General features: G+C 71.8%; 11 protein-coding genes and 1 pseudogene. 3 read left to right on the top strand and 9 right to left on the bottom strand.

Features of this window, described 5'->3' with window-relative positions; genetic code table 11:
- Nucleotides 1-397: 397 nt before the first annotated feature.
- A complete protein-coding gene (locus tag ACF09K_RS27155; RefSeq protein WP_392247545.1) occupies nucleotides 398-847 on the top strand; it encodes a PTS glucose transporter subunit IIA in 450 nt (149 codons plus the stop codon).
- Between the two features lie 84 nt (nucleotides 848-931).
- Nucleotides 932-2,602, top strand: coding sequence for a phosphoenolpyruvate--protein phosphotransferase (gene ptsP / locus ACF09K_RS27150; protein ID WP_392247544.1), 1,671 nt, complete (start codon nucleotides 932-934; stop codon nucleotides 2,600-2,602).
- Between the two features lie 69 nt (nucleotides 2,603-2,671).
- On the opposite strand, the gene ACF09K_RS27145 is transcribed toward ptsP, so the two are convergent.
- Together ACF09K_RS27145 and ACF09K_RS27140 are read right to left on the bottom strand one after the other, a co-directional pair.
- Nucleotides 2,672-3,577, bottom strand: coding sequence for a hypothetical protein (locus ACF09K_RS27145; RefSeq protein ID WP_392247542.1), 906 nt, complete (start codon nucleotides 3,575-3,577; stop codon nucleotides 2,672-2,674).
- Between the two features lie 90 nt (nucleotides 3,578-3,667).
- Entirely contained in the window at nucleotides 3,668-5,635 is a 1,968-nt protein-coding gene (locus ACF09K_RS27140; RefSeq protein WP_392247541.1) for an acetoacetate--CoA ligase, read from the bottom strand.
- A 213-nt stretch (nucleotides 5,636-5,848) separates the two neighbouring features.
- On the opposite strand from ACF09K_RS27140, the gene ACF09K_RS27135 reads away from it, so the two are divergent.
- Nucleotides 5,849-8,224 carry a glycoside hydrolase family 31 protein gene (locus ACF09K_RS27135; RefSeq protein WP_392247539.1) on the top strand — a complete coding sequence of 792 codons (2,376 nt, stop codon included), beginning with the start codon at nucleotides 5,849-5,851 and terminating at the stop codon, nucleotides 8,222-8,224.
- Here the strand turns inward: ACF09K_RS27135 and ACF09K_RS27130 are convergent.
- The 7 genes and pseudogenes from ACF09K_RS27130 to ACF09K_RS27100 form a co-directional block, all read right to left on the bottom strand.
- Nucleotides 8,215-8,751: an NUDIX domain-containing protein gene (locus ACF09K_RS27130; protein ID WP_392247537.1), complete on the bottom strand. Its 537-nt coding sequence runs from the start codon at nucleotides 8,749-8,751 to the stop codon at nucleotides 8,215-8,217. The two genes, ACF09K_RS27135 and ACF09K_RS27130, sit on opposite strands and share 10 nt — an antisense overlap.
- 45 nt (nucleotides 8,752-8,796) lie before the next feature.
- On the bottom strand, nucleotides 8,797-9,606 hold the full coding sequence (locus ACF09K_RS27125; RefSeq protein ID WP_392247536.1) for a M15 family metallopeptidase: 810 nt from the start codon (nucleotides 9,604-9,606) through the stop codon (nucleotides 8,797-8,799).
- 170 nt (nucleotides 9,607-9,776) lie between these two features.
- Nucleotides 9,777-10,382 (bottom strand): ATP/GTP-binding protein, encoded by a 606-nt coding sequence (locus tag ACF09K_RS27120; RefSeq protein ID WP_392247534.1) that lies wholly within the window; start codon nucleotides 10,380-10,382, stop codon nucleotides 9,777-9,779.
- A pseudogene (locus ACF09K_RS27115) lies at nucleotides 10,363-14,000 on the bottom strand (hydantoinase B/oxoprolinase family protein). Before ACF09K_RS27115 ends, ACF09K_RS27120 begins: the two are co-directional and overlap by 20 nt.
- A 24-nt stretch (nucleotides 14,001-14,024) precedes the next feature.
- A complete protein-coding gene (locus ACF09K_RS27110; protein WP_392247532.1) occupies nucleotides 14,025-14,420 on the bottom strand; it encodes a DUF742 domain-containing protein in 396 nt (131 codons plus the stop codon).
- 9 nt (nucleotides 14,421-14,429) lie between these two features.
- Complete coding sequence (locus ACF09K_RS27105; protein ID WP_392247530.1) at nucleotides 14,430-14,864, bottom strand: roadblock/LC7 domain-containing protein; 435 nt, start codon at nucleotides 14,862-14,864, stop codon at nucleotides 14,430-14,432.
- Nucleotides 14,861-17,758 carry a nitrate- and nitrite sensing domain-containing protein gene (locus ACF09K_RS27100; RefSeq protein ID WP_392247563.1) on the bottom strand — a complete coding sequence of 966 codons (2,898 nt, stop codon included), beginning with the start codon at nucleotides 17,756-17,758 and terminating at the stop codon, nucleotides 14,861-14,863. Before ACF09K_RS27100 ends, ACF09K_RS27105 begins: the two co-directional genes overlap by 4 nt.
- Nucleotides 17,759-17,786 lie beyond the last annotated feature (28 nt).

Raw genomic sequence — 17,786 nt, 5'->3', positions numbered from 1 at the left:
CTATCAGACCGTTTCCCGGCCCGATCTCCTCGGCGCTTTCCAGAATCCCGCGCTTTTCTTCGCGGTTTCCTTTCCGGCGGTTCCGACTCTATCAGTGAATTTCCGCCCCCTTGACCACCGTCTCGCAGGCACGCGAAAGATGATCAAAAGTTAGGGTCTGACAAGTTGGATGCTGCTCGGTTAAGCGCACTCGTCGGCGTCGCTCACCCTTAAGCAGGAGTACGACTGTACACGGGGCCGCAGAGCGCTTGCAAATCGATTAGGGTAGTGGTCTAGACCATGGATCGTGATCACTCGTGCGGAACCGGTACTTCATATGACATACCCTGCTGCACAGTGCGCCGTCCGGGACTGGCAGTGACGGCCCCTATACATCTCCACCCCTGGGAGGTTTCCCATGACCACCGTGACGTCCCCGTTGGCAGGACGCACCATCGGACTGGCGGCAGTGCCCGATCCGGTCTTCTCCGGGGCCATGGTCGGCCCCGGTACGGCCATCGACCCGGTCCGTGAGCCCTCCGAGGCCGTCTCACCCGTGGACGGAGTCATCGTCTCCCTCCACCCGCACGCCTTCGTGGTGGTCGACGCCGAGGGACACGGCGTGCTCACTCATCTCGGTATCGACACCGTGCAGCTGAACGGCGAGGGCTTCGAGCTGCTCGTGAACAAGGGCGACACGGTGACCCGCGGGCAGGGCATCGTGCGGTGGGATCCCGTCGCGGTCGAAGAAGCCGGCAAGTCCCCGGTGTGCCCGGTGGTGGCCCTGGAAGCCACGGCCGACGCCCTCGGTGATCTCCGTGAGGACAGCGACGTGAAGACTGGCGACGTTCTCTTTTCCTGGCGCTGAGCCGAGGCCGGCCGTCGCATGGGTGACGGCACAGGGACAACCACCGCGGCGGCAGGACCCGCCGCACTACCGGAGACGGGTGAGATGGAGACAACGCTGCGAGGCGTCGGCGTGAGCCACGGTGTGGCGATCGGCGAGGTTCGGCACATGGGAACGGCGGTCCTCGAACCGCCCGCCAAGCAGATCCCGGCCGAGGAGGCGGAGCGTGAACAGGGGCGCGCCCGCCAGGCCGTGGACGCTGTGGCCGCCGATCTGATGGCACGCGGCAATCTGGCCGGGGGCGAGGCCCAAGCGGTGCTCGAAGCCCAGGCCATGATGGCCCAGGACCCGGAACTGATGGCGGACGTGGAACGGCGTATCGCCGTCGGCAGCACGGCTGAGCGTGCCGTGTACGACGCGTTCGCCGCGTACCGCGAGCTGTTGGCGAACGCCGGGGAGTACCTCGCCGGTCGCGTGGCCGACCTCGACGACGTGCGGAACCGTATCGTCGCCCGTCTGCTGGGGGTCCCGATGCCGGGTGTCCCGGACAGCGACGAGCCGTACGTGCTGGTGGCGCGGGATCTCGCGCCTGCCGACACCGCGCTGCTGGATCCGACGCTGGTGCTCGGGTTCGTGACCGAGGAAGGCGGGCCCACCAGCCACAGCGCGATTCTCGCGCGGGCACTGGGTGTGCCGGCCGTCGTGGCGCTGCCGGGCGCCGGTGAGCTTGCCGAGGGAACGGTCATCGCCGTCGACGGCAGCACCGGCGAGATATTCGTGGATCCGACCGAGGACAAGAAGGCGCAGCTCGAAGCGTCGGCGGCGGAGCGGAGGGCCGCGCTGTCCGCCTCGACGGGACCGGGCGCCACCGCGGACGGACACAAGGTGCCGCTGCTGGCGAACGTCGGTGGTCCGGCCGACGTGCCGGCCGCCGTCGAGGCCGGTGCTGAGGGCATCGGCCTGTTCCGCACCGAGTTCCTCTTCCTCGATGACGGCAAGAAGGCTCCGTCGGAGGAGAAGCAGGTCACGGCGTACCGACAGGTGCTGGAGGCGTTTCCCGAGGGGCGCGTCGTGGTGCGGGTGCTCGATGCCGGCGCCGACAAGCCCCTGGACTTCCTGACCCCGGCGGACGAGCCGAATCCGGCGCTGGGCGTGCGGGGTCTGCGGACGCTCCTCGACCACCCCGAGGTGCTGCATACGCAGCTGTCGGCGCTCGCGAAGGCCGCCGAAGGCCTGCCGGTCCACCTCGAGGTGATGGCCCCGATGGTCGCGGACCGTGCCGATGCGAAGGCGTTCGCCGACGCATGCCGTGCGGCCGGGCTCCGGGCGAAGTTCGGCGCGATGGTGGAGATCCCCTCGGCCGCCCTGCGGGCGCGCTCGATCCTGCGGGAGGTCGAGTTCCTGTCGCTGGGGACGAACGACCTCGCGCAGTACACCTTTGCCGCGGACCGTCAGGTGGGTGCGGTGTCTCGGCTCCAGGATCCGTGGCAGCCCGCGCTGCTCGACCTGGTCGCGCTGTCCGCCGAGGCGGCCCGGGCCGAGGGCAGGAGCTGCGGGGTCTGTGGTGAGGCCGCGGCCGACCCGCTGCTCGCATGCGTGCTGACGGGTCTGGGTGTCACCTCCCTGTCGATGGGATCGGCGTCGATCCCGTACGTGCGGGCGACGCTCGCGAAGTACACGCTCGCGCAGTGTGAGCGGGCGGCGGCCGCCGCCCGCGCGACCGACAGCGCCGAGGACGCGCGCGTGGCCGCGCGGGCGGTGCTGTCCGGCGAGTAGCCGGCAAAGCCGTGTCCGGCTGGTGAGGAGGGGTGCTCCGCTCGTGTCGCGGAGCGCCCCTTCCGCGTGTCAGTGGTGGTGGCCCGGGGCGGGTCCGCGTTGTCCGTCCTGGTCGAGGTCCGGCGGTGCGCAGTAGTCGACGTCGGACTCGGGTGCGATGAGGTCGCCGGATTCGACGTCGGTGCAGTAGGCGTCGAAGACCTCACCGGCGGTCAGCGGTTGCAGTCCCTCTCCGCGCAGCCGCCAGCCGTAGACGCGGTCGGGATTGCCGGCGGAGCTGGTGCGCATGACCAGTCCGCCGGGACTCCGGGTGGCGACGCCGAGGGCGAGGACGGTCGTGAATTCGAGGGCCTCGGCCTCGTCGAGCGGGGTGGTGCCGTCGGCTGCCTCGTCCGCGTGGAGGACGGCGACCAGGGTCTCGGGTGTGCCGGTGACGCTGCACACGAGATGGCGGTCGCCGGGCGGTGCCGTGTCGAGGATGCGTACGAGCAGGTCGGAGGCCTGGTTGAAGGCCGCGCGGCCGATGTCCTCGCCGCAGGTCGCGCATGCTCCCAGACGGGCCAGGAGGGTGGCCGCGTATTCCCAGGTCGCTTGCCGGACGGCTTCGTCGACCAGGGCGGGTACCAGGTCGGCCAGCGGCTGGCCCTCGTACGGGAGGGTGGGACCGGTGGTGGCGAGTTCGGCCGTGAAGCGTGTGCGGTGGGCGGGGTTGTCGGGGTCGAGGCCCCGCGCCGCGCAGAAGTCGGCGTACTCCTGGGGGTCGAAGAGGGCGATGGTGGTGTGGGTGCCCTGGAGGGCGCGCGTTTTGAGGAGGTCCTCGACCTGTCGGAGATAGGTGGTGTGGTCGTCGAAGGTGAAGGTGCGATAGCGCCGCATGGCCCGGAAGTCGTGTTCGTCGGTGAGCAGGCCGATGGTGCCGGCGATCTCGCGGCGCAGGACGCGTCGCATGGTCCAGTGGTCGGTGTGTGCCGCCATGGCTCCCCCTGTGTGTGCGCAGTCGATCAATGCTCACTCACAGTAATCGCCGGCACTGACAACGCGCCCTGAGCTGCGGCTTCGGTGCGGTCAGGCTCGCTTGCGGGCGAGGTTCTCGTAGAAGTGCAGGAGGTCGAGGTTGTCGATGGAGCCCGGGTTGACCGCTTTGTCCAGTGGGGTTCCCTGGAGGAGGCGCTTGACGGGGACCTCGATGCGCTTCCCGGTGAGGGTGTGCGGCACTCCGGGGACCTCGATGACCTCGTCGGGGACGTGGCGCGGTGAGAGTTCCTCGCGGATGGTCCGCTTGATGCGGTCGAGGAGCGCCTGGTCGAGTACGGCTCCCGGTGCCAGGTGGACGAAGAGGGGCATCCAGTAGCCGCCGTCGGGCTGTTCGATGCCGATGACGAGGGATTCCTTGATCTCGGGCAGCCGCTCCACGGCTTCGTAGATGTCGGCCGAGCCCATGCGGACGCCCTGGCGGTTGAGGGTGGAGTCGGATCGCCCGTGGATGACGACGGTGCCCCGCGAGCTGAGGGTGATCCAGTCGCCGTGGCGCCATGCGCCGGGGTAGGTGCCGAAGTAGCTGTCGTGGTAGCGGCTGCCGTCGGGGTCGTTCCAGAAGTACACCGGCATCGACGGCATGGGGTTGGTGACGACGAGTTCGCCGACCTCGTCGACGACGGGCCGGCCGCTCGGGTCCCAGGCCTGGAGGTCGGTGCCGAGGCAGGGTGCCTGCAGTTCGCCGGTGTACACGGGCAGGGTGGGGACGGCTCCCGCGAAGCAGGAGCAGACGTCCGTGCCGCCGCTGACGGAGGCGATCCACAGGTCGTCGCGGACCTCCTCGTGCAGCCAGCGGAAGCCGTCGGGCGGCAGCGGCGAGCCGGTGGTGGCGACGCAGCGGAGCTTGGAGAGGTCGAAGTCGCGGGCCGGGTGCACGTCGGCCTTGCGGCAGGCCATCACGTAGGCCGCCGACGTGCCGTAGAGGGTGGCGCCGGTGCGTTCGGCGATGCGCCACTGGGCTCCGGTGTCGGGGTGGCCTGGGCTGCCGTCGTAGAGGACGACCGTCGTTCCGGTGAGGAGGCCGGAGACGAGGAAGTTCCACATCATCCAGCCGGTCGAGGTGTACCAGAAGAAGCGGTCCTCGGGGCCCAGGTCGCAGTGCAGGCCGAGTTGCTTGAGGTGTTCGACGAGGATGCCGCCCTGGGACTGGACGATGGCCTTGGGCAGACCGGTCGTGCCGGAGGAGTAGAGCACCCACAGGGGGTGGTCGAACGGCACCTGTTCGAAGGTGGGTTCCTGGTCGGCGGCGGTCAGGGCCGACCAGTCCAGGGCCCCCTCGGGGGTCTCGGTGCCGAGGAGGGGGACGTGGACGACGGCGCGCAGGGTGGGCAGTTCGCGGCGGAGCTCGGCGGCGACGTCGCGGCGGTCGTGTTCCTTGCCGCCGTAGCGGTAACCGTCGACGGTGAAGAGGACGACCGGTTCGACCTGCTGGAAGCGGTCGAGGACGCTGCGGGCACCGAAGTCGGGGGCGCAGGAGGTCCAGACGCCGCCCACGGCGGCCGTGGCGAGGAGGGCGACGACGGCCTGGGGGATGTTGGGGAGGTAGGCGCTGACCCGGTCTCCGGGGCGGACGCCGAGGCGACGCAGTTCCGCGGCGAGGGAGCCGACCTGGCGGCTCAGTTCCGACCAGGTCACCGGCCGGGGTTCGTGGGTCTCGTCGACGTGCAGGAGGGCTGGTTCGTCCGGGCGGCCGGCGGCGGCGCGCAGCGCGTGCTCGGCGTAGTTCAGGGTGGCGCCGGGGAACCATTCGGCGCCGGGCATGGCGCGGTCGCCCAGGACGCGCGTGAAGGGGGTCGAGAAGCGTACGTCGAACCACTCCGTGACGGCTTTCCAGAACGTTTCCAGTTCGTCGACGGACCAGCGGTGCAGGGCCGGGTAGCCGCCGTCGGACGGGGCTCCGTGGTGTTCGGCCGCCCAGGTCTGGAATCTGGTGACCTGGGCCTCGGCGGTGCGCTGCGGATCGGGCCGCCAGAGCGGCTCGGGGTTCACGGTCGACATGGGGCGGCTCCCGGGCTGTGCGCGTCGTGTGCGTCGCTCGCGCACGTGCTGGGGTGTGCGCGTGACGCGGCTGACACGGACGATGCCATGTGATCGACTTCCACACCAGGGCGTGTCCCACACAGTCCGTGTCATCAAGATGTGGGTCCGGCACAGGTGAACGGCAGTTGAACGACACGCGCGCGTGGTGCCGTCAGTGACAGGGTGAGCGACATGGACGGTCGTGACCTGGTGCGTTCGATGAAGATGGTCGGTTCCGCGGGGGCCGCAGGGGGGATGCGCACCGTGCGGGCGGCGTGGCGTCGGCGGCGTGCCGACGCCGTGGCGCTGCCCGCGCGGGGCGTCGAACGGGCGCGGGTCCCGGGGGTGGTGCGGGACGTGGAGCCGGGGCCCGGTGGCGGCACGATCCGGTTCAGCCGCTCCGAGCTGGAGATCCGGGTGGCGGTGAACGGTGCCGTCTTCTGGGGCTGGGACGGGGCGGAGCCGGAGCCGTCGTACGCGCTGGCCGGACGTCGTCCCGAGGCCGATCCGCGGGCGGTGCTGGAGCCGGACAAGGACGGCGGCTGGCGGGTGGTGGCGGAGCGGGTGACCGTCATGGTCTCGCGGCACGGGGCCGTCGAGGTGCGGACCCCGGGTGGCGTGGCGCTGCGGCGGGATCTGCCGCCGCGGTGGTGGGAACCGGCTGACGGGGTGCCGGGGCGCTGGCTGCAGCGGTCGGAGGTGTCGGCGGACGCCCGCTTCTTCGGGCTGGGCGCCCGGGCGTCCGGGCCTCGTCTGCGTACGGGGACCTACCGGCTGTGGAACACCGATCCGGGGCGCGCGTTCGACCGCGGTGACGATCCGCTGTACCTGACGATGCCGGTGCAGCTGGTGGTGTCCGACGCGGCCACGCACCTGGCGTTCCACGACACGTCCTGGGACGGCTCGGTGAGGTTGCGGGAGGGCGAGGAGGGGGCCGGCTCCGGGCACGACCGGCCCGGGGTGTCCGAGCTGCGGATGGACGGCGGCCCGTTGCGCTGCTGGGTGGTGGTGGGAACCCCCGCGCGCGTGCTGCTCGTCTGGGCCTCGCTCACCGGCGCGCCGGCGGTGCCGCCCGCCTGGGCGCTCGGGCACCATCACGCGCGGAGCTTCGGCGACGAGCAGGAGGTGCGGCGTGTCGTGGCCGGTCACCAGGAGCGCGGCCTGCCGCTCGACGTGGTCCACCTCGGCGTCGGCCCCTCGGACGACGGTCAGGTGTTCGCCGTCGACCAGGAGCGTTTCCCGAAGCCGGCGGTGCTCGCCGAGGAGCTGCGGCAGGGCGGGGTCCGCCTGGTGTCGGTCGTGGAGCCCGCCGTGCGGACCGTGCCGGGCGACGCGGTCCACGACGGCGGGGCCGCCGAGGACGCGTTCGTGCGGGACGCCTCGGGGCGGATCGTCGAGGGCGTGGCGCGGACCGGCGGTGCGGTGTACCCGGACTTCACGCACGCGCGTGTGCGGCGCTGGTGGGGTGGGCTGTACGCGGAGGGGGTCGCGCAGGGGTTCTCGGGTTTCTCGCACGACATGGACGAGCCCACGTCGTTCACCGCCTTCGGGGAGCCGACGCTCCCCAGGTCGGCACGGCACGCCCTGGAGGGCCGGGGCGGGGATCATCGCGAAGCGCACAACGTGTACGGGTTGTGCATGGCGCAGGCGGCCTACGAGGGACTGCGGGAGCTGCTTCCCGAGGAGCGCCCGTTCGTGTTCTCGCGTTCCGGCTGGGCGGGGCTCCAGCGCTACGGCGGTACCTGGTCCGGGGACGTCGCCGGGGGCTGGCCGGGGCTGCGGGCGTCGCTGTCGCTGGTGCTGGGGCTCGGGTTGTGCGGGGTGCCGTACTCGGGGCCGGACGTCGGCGGGTCCGACGGCGGCTCGTCCCCGGAGTTGTATCTGCGGTGGTTGCAGCTGGGTTCCTACCTGCCGCTGTTCCGTACGCGTGCTGCTCTCCGGGCGGGGCGCGCGGAGCCGTGGGAGTTCGGCCCGGAGGTGCTGGAGCACGCGCGCGCGGCGCTCGTCGAGCGCCGGCGGCTGCTGCCGTACTTCGTGACGCTGGCGCATCTGGCCCGGCGGACGGGGGCTCCTCCTGTGCGGCCGCTGTGGTGGGGTGCCCCGGAGGACCGGGCGTTGCGCGACTGCGAGGACGCCTTCCTGCTCGGTGACTGCCTGCTCGTGGCGCCGGTGCTGGACCCGGGCGCGGACCGGCGGGCCGTGCGGTTGCCGCGGGGTCTTTGGTACGACACGGCGACGGGAGAGCGGTACACGGGGCCGGGGCAGGTTCTCGTCGACGCGCCCCTGGGGCGTATACCGGTGTTCGCGCGCGCGGGTGCGGTCATGCCCGTGCGCGGGGAGGACGGCGGGCTGGAACTGGAGGTGTGGGCGCCGGCCCTTGGCGGGACGGGGGGCGGGCTGGTGGTGCGGGACGCGGGCGACGGATGGAACGAGCCCGAGATCGAGCGGTACGTCGCCCGCCGGGGCGTCGGCCGGGAGGTCGTCGTGGAGCGGGAGGGTGAGGACGGTGTGCGTGAGCCGTCCCACCCCGTGCGCGTACGCGGGCTCGACCGGTCGGCTCAGATGTAGCAGCCCTCGAAGAACGCCCGCACGGCGGCCGTGTGCAGCGGGAAGGCCAGTTCCTCCGGCCTGCGCAGGAGGTGCCAGCCCTCCGTCTCGTCGGTGGCGGCGGACGTCGGCAGCCGGTCCGCGGGGCGTTCCGGCAGGAGCCCGAACAGCAGGAGGTGGCCGTCGGTCGAGCTCATCGCGTCGGCGAGGCGTACGTCGCGGCTCGCGGCGTCGATGCCGGTCTCCTCGTCGAGTTCCCGGACGACGGCCTGTTTCCAGTCCTCCTGGTGGTCAACGTAGCCGCCGGGCAGGGCGATGCCCCCGCGCGCGGGGGCGATGGTCCGGGTGATGACGACGAGGGCGGTGCCCTTCGTGTCGTACACGGGCTGGAGGGCGATCGCCACCGGCAGGGGGTTGCGGTAGGCGACGGCGGCGCAGGACGGGCAGGTGCGGGGCCAGCCGGTGACGCCCTCTCCATAAGGCGCTCCGCAGCCCGAACAGTGCGAGTCGGGCACGGAGTTGGAAGTGGAGTGCTGAGTTTCGGACACGCGCGGACTGTATCCGATCATCGGTGGGCGTCGTGCGCGGGTGGCTCAGGGGGTCCAGGTGAGGGACCTGGCGGAGACGGGGAAGTCGAAGTAGGTGTCCGGATGGGGTTCGGGCTTGAAGGTGTAGTGCCACCACTCCTCGGCGAGGTTGACGAAGCCCTGCTCCTCGAGGGTGCTCTTCAGGAGCAGTCGGTTGGCTCGCTGTTCGCCCTGGACGCGCGGGTCGAGGGTGTGGCTGAGGGTGTCGAAGCAGTCGAAACCGGTGCCCATGTCGACGGAGTTGTCCGGGAAGCGGTCGCGCTGTGGGGCGAAGCAGGGCACGAGGGGTGCACCGGGCACGTACGGCCTGGTCGGTCGGGCCGGGAGCCTGACGAGTGTGACGTCGAGGGTCGAGCCGCGGCTGTGGCCGGATTTCTCGGCGATGTAACCGTCCTCGAAGAGGCGGGCCTTGTCGACGTTCGGGTAGAACTCCCCCTTCATGGCCTGGTCGTCGAGGTCCTGGGCCCAGCGGACGAAGTGGTTCACGGCGCGCTGGGGGCGGTAGCAGTCGTAGACCTTGAGCGTGTAGCCCTGGCGCAGGAGCTTCGTCTGGGCCCTGTGCAGGGCCTGGGCGGCCGGCCGGGTGAGGATGCACAGCGGCCGGCGGTAGCCGTCGATGCGTTCGCCGACGAAGTTGTGCGGGGTGACGTAGCGCATGTCCTGGAGGATCGTCCGGTCCACGGTCCGCAGGGCGACGAAGTCCGCCGGGGCTTCGGGGTCGGTGTCCGCGCGGGTCGGGGCGGACGCGGTGGTCAGTGCCAGCAGGGTGGCGAGCGTGGTGACGGCACCGCGTACGGCGCTGGAGAGTCGTGTCATGCCCCTGCGTCTATCAGGTCCCGGTCCCGCGCGGGAAGGCGGCCGCACACGGTCCGCCCGGGGAGCCGGACCACCCTGCTCCGTGCCGGGACGAGCCCGCCACGCGCGTGTGCGCCGTCCGGCGGCGCGGCCCGTACGCCGGCCGGCGGGGTACGGGCCGTGCGCACGCCTCAGGTGGTGACGGTCCGGCGGCGGTCGGCGTCGTAGTCCATGGCGTGCTGGACGACGCCGACCAGCACGTCCTTCACCGAGCCGCGGTCGCGGGCGTCGCACAACAGCACGGGTACGGCGTCGTCGAGGTCGAGGGCGCGGCGTACGTCCTCCACGGGGTACCGGGCCGCGCCCTCGAAGCAGTTGACGCCGACGAGGAAGGGGATGGAGCGGCGCTCGAAGTAGTCGACGGCGGCGAAGCAGTCCTCCAGGCGGCGGGTGTCGGCCAGCACGACGGCGCCGAGCGCGCCCTCGGAGAGCTCGTCCCACATGAACCAGAACCGTTCCTGGCCGGGCGTGCCGAACAGGTACAGCACCAGGTCCTCGCGCAGGGTGATGCGCCCGAAGTCCATGGCGACCGTGGTGGTGTGCTTGCGTTCGACGCCGGTGGTGTCGTCGACCGGCCGGCCCGCCTCCGTGAGGAACTCCTCGGTGCGCAGCGGCCTGATCTCGCTGACGGCGCCGACGAGGGTGGTCTTGCCCACGCCGAAGCCGCCCGCCACCAGGATCTTGAGCGTGACGGGCTCCACCGGGGGCTTGCCGCGCTCAGAACGCCCGAAGATCATCGGTTACTTCTCCTGCTCGATGGGGGTGGTGGGCGGCGGACCGTAGCCTCCGCCGCCGGGGGTCTCGATGACGAGCACGTCGCCGGGGCCGACGTCCACGGAGTCGCTGCCGCCGAGTTCGGCGACGGTGCCGTCCGCGCGCTCCACACGGTTGACGCCCAGTGCTCCGGGGGCGCCGCCCGCCATGCCGTAGGGAGGGACCCTGCGGTGCTGGGAGAGGGTGGAGACGGTCATCGGTTCCAGGAACCGGATGCGGCGTACGGCGCCGTCCCCGCCGCGCCATTCTCCCGCACCGCCGCTCCCCTGCCGGACGGCGAACTCGTCGATCCGCACGGGGAGCCGCCACTCCAGGATTTCGGGGTCGGTCAGGCGGGAGTTGGTCATGTGGGTCTGGACGACGCTCGCGCCGGGGAAACCGTCGCCCGCGCCGGATCCGGAGGCGACGGTCTCGTAGTACTGGTGGCGGGCGTTGCCGAAGGTGACGTTGTTCATGGTGCCGGAGCCTTCGGCCTGGACGCCGAGGGCGGCGTAGAGGGCGCCGGTGATCGCCTGGGAGGTCTCGACGTTGCCCGCGACGACGGCGGCGGGAGGTTCGGGCGCCAGCAGGGAGCCGCGCGGCACGATGATCCTGAGGGGGCGCAGACAGCCGTCGTTGAGGGGGATGTCGTCCGCGACCAGGGTGCGGAAGACGTACAGGACGGCCGCGTTGACGACGGCATAGGGGGCGTTGAAGTTGGTCGCCTGTTGCGCCGACGTGCCCGTGAAGTCGATGGTCGCCGAGCGGTTCCGGTGGTCCACGCGCACGCGTACCCGGATGACGGCGCCGGCGTCGGTCTCGTAGGCGTACTCACCGTCGTCGAGGGCGTCGATGACGCGGCGCACGGCCTCCTCGGCGTTGTCCTGGACGTGCCGCATGTACGCCTGGACGACGTCGAGCCCGAAGTCCTCGATCATGCGGGTGACTTCGTCGACGCCTTTCTGGTTGGCGGCGATCTGCGCGCGCAGGTCTGCGAGGTTGGTCGCGGGATTGCGGGAGGGGTGGCGGGCCTCCGTGAGCAGGCGGAGGGTCTCCCTCTCGCGGAGGCGGCCGTTCTCCGCGAGCAGCCAGTTGTCGAGGAGGACGCCCTCTTCGTCGATGGTGCGGCTGTCGGCCGGCATGGAGCCCGGGGCGATGCCGCCCATCTCGGCGTGGTGGCCGCGGGAGGCGACGTGGAAGAGGACCCGCGGGTCGCTCCCGGTGGCGTGGTCGCCCCTCGTGTCGAAGACCGGGGTGATCACGGTGACGTCGGGCAGATGGGTGCCGCCGTGGTAGGGGTCGTTGACGGCGTAGGTGTCGCCGGGGCGCATGGCGGGGCCGCGGCGGCTGATGACCTCCTTGACGCTGGTTCCCATCGATCCCAGGTGGACGGGGATGTGGGGGGCGTTGGCCACCAGGTTTCCGTCGGGGTCGAAGAGCGCGCAGGAGAAGTCGAGGCGTTCCTTGATGTTGACGGACTGGGCCGTCGACTCCAGGCGGGCGCCCATCTGTTCGGCGATGGACATGAACAGGTTGTTGAACACCTCGAGGAGGACGGGGTCCGCTTCCGTGTCCAGATCGGAACTCTGCGTGACCGTCGCCCGTTCCAGGAGCAGATGCCCGTCGTGTGTGGTCGCGGCCCGCCAGCCGTCGTCCACGACGGTCGTCGCGCTGTTCTCGGTGATGATCGCCGGTCCGGTGACGGTCCGCCCGGGAGGCAGGTCCTCGCGGCGGTGGAGAGGGACGTCGCGCCAGGCGCCGCCGGTGTGGAGGCGGACGGTGCGCGGTGGTGCGGTGCGGCCTTCGTACGGGGCGAGGGCGGAGAGATCGGGGGGTTCGGTGATGCCGGTGCATTCCACGGAGAGTGCTTCCACGACGACCGGGCGGTCGAGCACGAAGGAGTACGTGGCGCGATGACGTTCTTCGAAGGCGGCCCGCATGGCGGCGGGCTCGGTCAGGTCGACGGTGAGGGTGGTGTCGGTGCCGTCGTAGCGCAGCTGGGCACGGCGGGTGACCCGGACGCGGTCGTCGGGGACGTCCTCGGCTCGGAGTTCGGCGCGGGCCGCCGCCTCCAGGTCGTCGGCCGCCCTGAGGATCCGGGGCAGGGAGGCGGCCTCCAGCGGCGCCTCCACGGATCGTTCGCGCATCGCCGTGGTGTCGGCGAGGCCGATGCCGAGCGCGGACAGGACACCGGCCATGGGCGGCACGAGCACGGTGCGGATGCCGAGGGAGTCGGCCACCGCGCAGGCGTGCTGGCCGCCCGCACCGCCGAAGGTGGTGAGGGCGTAACGGGTGACGTCGTGGCCCTTCTGGACGGAGATCCGCTTCACCGCGTTGGCGATGTTGGCGACGGCGATCTGGAGGAACCCCTCGGCGACCTGTTCGGGTGTGCGGTCGTCGCCGGCCGTCTCGCGGATCTCGCGCGCGAGTGCGGTGAAGCGGTCGCGGACGAGTACGTCGTCGAGGGGCTGGTCGCCCTCGGGGCCGAACACGTGCGGGAAGTGGGCGGGGTGGATACGGCCGAGCATCACGTTGGCGTCGGTGACGGTGAGGGGGCCGCCGCCGCGGTAGGAGGCGGGTCCGGGGTTCGCGCCGGCCGATTCGGGCCCCACCCGGTAGCGGGAACCGTCGAAGTGGAGGACGGAGCCGCCGCCGGCGGCGACGGTGTGGATGTCCAGCATGGGCGCGCGCAGGCGGACGCCCGCGAGCCGCGTGGTGAAGACGCGTTCGTACGCGCCCGCGAAATGGGAGACGTCGGTGGAGGTGCCGCCCATGTCGAAGCCGATGACGCGGTCGAATCCGGCGAGCTGGGACATGCGGGCCATGCCCACGATGCCCCCCGCGGGGCCGGACAGGACGGCGTCCTTGCCGCGGAACTGACTCGCCTCGGCCAGGCCTCCGTTGGACTGCATGAACATCAGACGCACATCGCGCAGTTCGTCGGCGACGTGCCGGACGTAGCGGCGCAGCACCGGCGAGAGGTAGGCGTCCACCACGGCCGTGTCCCCGCGCGGGACGAGCTTCATGAGAGGGCTGACCTCGCTGGACAGCGAGATCTGCGGGAATCCGATGCGGGCGGCGAGTCGTCCCACGGCCTGCTCGTGGGCGGGGTGGCGGTGGCTGTGCATGCAGACCACGGCGACGGCACGCACGCCGTGGTCGTAGGCCTGCCTCAGCGGTGCGGTGAGGGCGTCCAGATCGGGGGCGCGCAGGACGGTGCCGTCGGCCGCGATGCGCTCGTCGACCTCGACGACCCGTTCGTAGAGGAGTTCCGGCAGGTCGATGCGGCGGGCGAAGATGTGGGGGCGGTTCTGGTAGGCGATGCGCAGGGCGTCGCGGAAGCCGCGGGTGACGACGAGGAGGGTGCGTTCTCCCGCGCGTTCCAGGAGGGCGTTGGTGGCGACGGTGGTGCCCATGCGCACCGCCTCGACGGGCTCGCGCGCGTCGCCGAGCAGGGCGCGGACGCCGGCGACGGCCGCGTCGGCGTACCGCGCCGGGTTGTCGGACAGCAGCTTGTGGGTGAGCAGCCGGCCGTCCGGGCGGCGCGCGACGACGTCCGTGAAGGTGCCGCCCCGGTCCACCCAGAACTGCCAGCCTGCCACGTCCTCACCTCGCTTCCGTACTGCTCACAGCGCTCGGAGGCCGTTGATCACGTCGCGCAGGATACTCTCGTCCGGCAGTTCGGCCGGGGGTACGGGCCGGTTCACATGGACGAATTCCGCGTCCACGAGATCCCCGACGAGGACGCGTACCACCCCGATGGGCAGGTCGAGTCCGGCGGCGAGTTCGGCGACCGACTGGGGGGCGTCCCGGCACAGGTCCACGATGTCGACGTGTTCCGGGGACAGCGCGAGGTCCGCGTCCGGGTCGTCGGCGTGCGGTTCGGCCACGACGACCGCGATCAGGTCGAGACGGTGCTGGACCGCGCTGGTGGTCCGGCCGCGTGTCATGGCGTACGGACGGACGACCGGTCCGGCCTCGTCGTCGAACCAGTGGCTGCTTCCCTGTCCGTCTGTCCTCATACCGTCCCACTACCCGCCGGCGGGCAGATCGGTGCGCGGGGCGGTGCCCAGATGTGCGCCGACCCGCTTGACCAGCAGCGTCATCTCGTACGCCACCAGGCCGACGTCCGAGTCGGCGTCCGCGAGGACGGCGAGGCAGCTGCCGTCGCCCGCGGCGGTGACGAACAGGAAGGCCTCGTCGAGTTCCACGACGGTCTGGCGGACGCTGCCGGCCTCGAAGTGGCGGCCGACGCCCTTGGCGAGACTGTGGAATCCGGAGGCCACGGCGGCCAGGTGTTCGCTGTCCTCCCGGCTGAGGTCCTGGGAGGCCCCCGTCGCGAGGCCGTCGCCGGAGAGCACGACGGCCTTGCGGATGCTGCCGACGCGGTCGACGAGGTCGTCGAGGAGCCAGTTCAGTTCGCCGTTGTCGGTCGTGGTGTGGCCGGTGGCCTTCGGTGCGGTCATCGACCGTCCCCCTTTGTCGTTCGTCGTGATGCTGTGCCGCCGCGGGCGTCGTCGTCCGCGGCGTTCTCCGCGCGGCCGCGCTGCCAGCCGCGCTGGAGCGAGGCCATGCGGCTGCGGACCTCGTCCGCGTCGCGGTCGGCGGGGTCGGAGCGGTCCTGGGCGGGCCGCTCCGGGCCCTGCCTCAGTTGCGGGGCCAGGTTCGCCTGCCGCACGCGCCGGGGCAGCGCACCCGTACCGGAGCCGGAGTCGTGAGCCGTGCCGTCAGGAGGGCCGGTGAGCTCCTCGGGACTGCCCGACACCGGTTCCTCGGCCTGGTGGGACGGGTTGCGCGTGAGGTCAAGCGTCTCGTCCGGGCCGGCGCTCCTTCGGCTGCGGCTCGGCAGGGCGGGTGGCTGCCGCGGCCGGCCGGTGCCGTCGCCGGAGCGCTCGGAGGCGCCGGCGCTCCGCGGGATCTGTGGCGTCGCGCCGCGACGGCGGGAGGGCAGCGGGGCCGGGCCGTCCTGCTCCGGCCTCCCTCCGGTCGGCCTCGACGGGGGTTCTTCGTCCGCGCCCGTCTCCGCACCCGCGCGTCGGGACCGCTGGTCGGTGACCGGACGGCCGTGCGAGCTGACCAGCTTCGGGGTTCTCCGGCTCGGCAGGGACACGGGGGCGACCGGGTCGCCCGTCGCGGGACGGTCCGGGTCGCTCCGGACGTCGGTCAGCCGACGGCGCTGCTCGACGGCGTCGGGCACCGGGCCGTCCGGGGTGCGGGTGAGGGCGCGGCCGGGGCGGAACAGGCCGCCCCGCTCGCCGCTGTCGTCGTCCAGGGGGGCCGGGAAACCACCGAAGGCGTCCAGGTCGACCGGAGCCTCCAGTTCGACCGGCCCGTCCAGCAGCGCGGGCGTGCCGGGAAGCTGCACCGGCATCCGGGCCGGCGCGGACCTGCGGCTCCTGGCGGGCCCACCCTCCTTCGGAGGCCGGGGGCGGTCGAGCCGGAAGCCGATGCCGTTGGTGTCGGGGACGTCGTCGGTGAGCAGGGCGTCGGGGATGAAGACGACCGCGGTCGTGCCGCCGTACGGAGAGGGCTGCAGGGAGACGCGGACGTTCTGGCGCTGGGCGAGCCTGCTGACCACGAACAGGCCCAGCCGGTCGGTGTCGGACAGTTCGAACTCCGGCGTCTCGGCGAGCCGGAGGTTGGCGTCCAGGAGCGCCTCGGGCGCCATACCGAGGCCGCGGTCGTGGATCTCCAGCGTGAAGCCGTTGGCGACCCGGTCGCCGAGGACCTGGACGGCGGTGTGCGGCGGGGAGAACACGGTGGCGTTCTCCAGGAGCTCGGCCACGAGGTGTGTGAGGTCGGCGACGGCGGGACCGGTGACGGCGACCCGCGGGAGGCGGCGGACCTCGATGCGCTCGTAGTCCTCGACCTCGGCGACGGCGGCACGCACGATGTCCATGAGCTGGATGGGCTTGCGCCACTGCCTCGAGGGGGCGGCGCCGGAGAGGATCACCAGGCCCTCGGCGTGCCGCCGCATGCGGGTGGTGAGGTGGTCGAGGCGGAAGAGGTCGGCGAGCTCCTCGGTGTCCTCGGTGCGGCGCTCCATGGTGTCGAGCAGGGTGAGCTGCTTGTGCAGCAGGACCTGGCTCCGGCGGGCGAGGTTGACGAAGACCTCGGAGACGCCGGAGCGCAGCTCGGCCTGTTTGACGGCGGCCTCGACCGCGGCGCGCTGAAGGGTGTTGAGGGCCTGGCCGACCTCGCCGATCTCGTTCTTGTCGTACTCCAGGCGCGGGGCTTCCGTCTCGATGTCGATCTGTTCGCCGGCGGAGAGGCGGCGCATGACGCCGGGCAGCCGTACGCCGGACGCCTCGTGCGCCTCCAGGCGCAGTTGACGCAGGTCGCGGATGAGTCCGCGGCCGATGCGCACGGACAGGACGAGGGAGACGAGCAGGGCGATCAGGCCGAAGACCCCGGCGACGACCGCCTTGACGATCACCTCGACGGCGACGGGGCGGACACGGTCCTGGTAACGGTCGTTCGCCTGCTCGTCGAGGGTGCCGAGTTCGTCGAGGACGTTCGCGACCGCGGTGTCCCAGGTCTTGGCGGTGACCCCGCGGGGCATCTCGCCGGGCTCGGTGGACGCGACCGCCTGCTCCGCCGTGCGCACGGGGGCGGTGGTGGCGTTCTTCCAGAAGCGCTCGTAGCGTTCACGCTCCGCGACGGGCAGTTGGGCGAGGCTGATGTCGTAGACGACGTTGCGCTGGGCCTCGAGGTCGGAGACGTCGCGGATCTCTTCCCGGGTGATCCGGCCCACGACCAGGGCGGAGCCGAGCAGGGCGTCCTCCCGGGAGAGCAGCTCACGGGCGCGGGCGACGCTGACGAGCGCCCGGTACTGCTTGTCCATCTCCACGCTGTCGACGACGTCGAGCTTGGCCAGCAGCGTGTAACAGGGGTCGATCAGACGGTTGTAGAGGTCCAGCGCCTGTGCGCGGGTCACGGTCCCCTCCTCGACACCGCGGCGCAGGGTGTCGACCCCGTCGAAGGCGTCGAGGACCGCCGTCAGCCCCTCGCCGTCGTCATCGTCCAGCATCTCGCGCACGTCGGAGTCCCCGGCGTTCGCGCGGATCTCCGCGAGCGCCTCGTCGGTGGCGGTACGGGTACGGCGCAGGGCGGACAGCGCGTCGGAGGCGCGGGGGTCGGCGAGGTAGACCAGGGTCTGGCGGCGTTCCTGCTGGACGATGCGGACGGTGTCCTCGATGGGGTAGCCGACCTTCTCCACGAGGTTCGACACCGTGAACAGGCGGTTCGCCTCACGGCCCGTGAGCACCGTGGCGAAGCCCCACAGGGCGGTCAGGGACACCAGCGGCACGAGCAGCAGTGCCACGATCTTCCGGCGGATCGACTTCCCGCGAAAGCGCATGGACTCCCCCAGCTCGAACCCCCACCGG

The organism is Streptomyces sp. NPDC014882 (assembly GCF_043081325.1).
GTDB lineage: Bacteria > Actinomycetota > Actinomycetes > Streptomycetales > Streptomycetaceae > Streptomyces.
The sequence above is the reverse complement of the archived record's forward strand: the minus strand, read 5'-3'. Positions and strand labels throughout refer to the sequence as shown.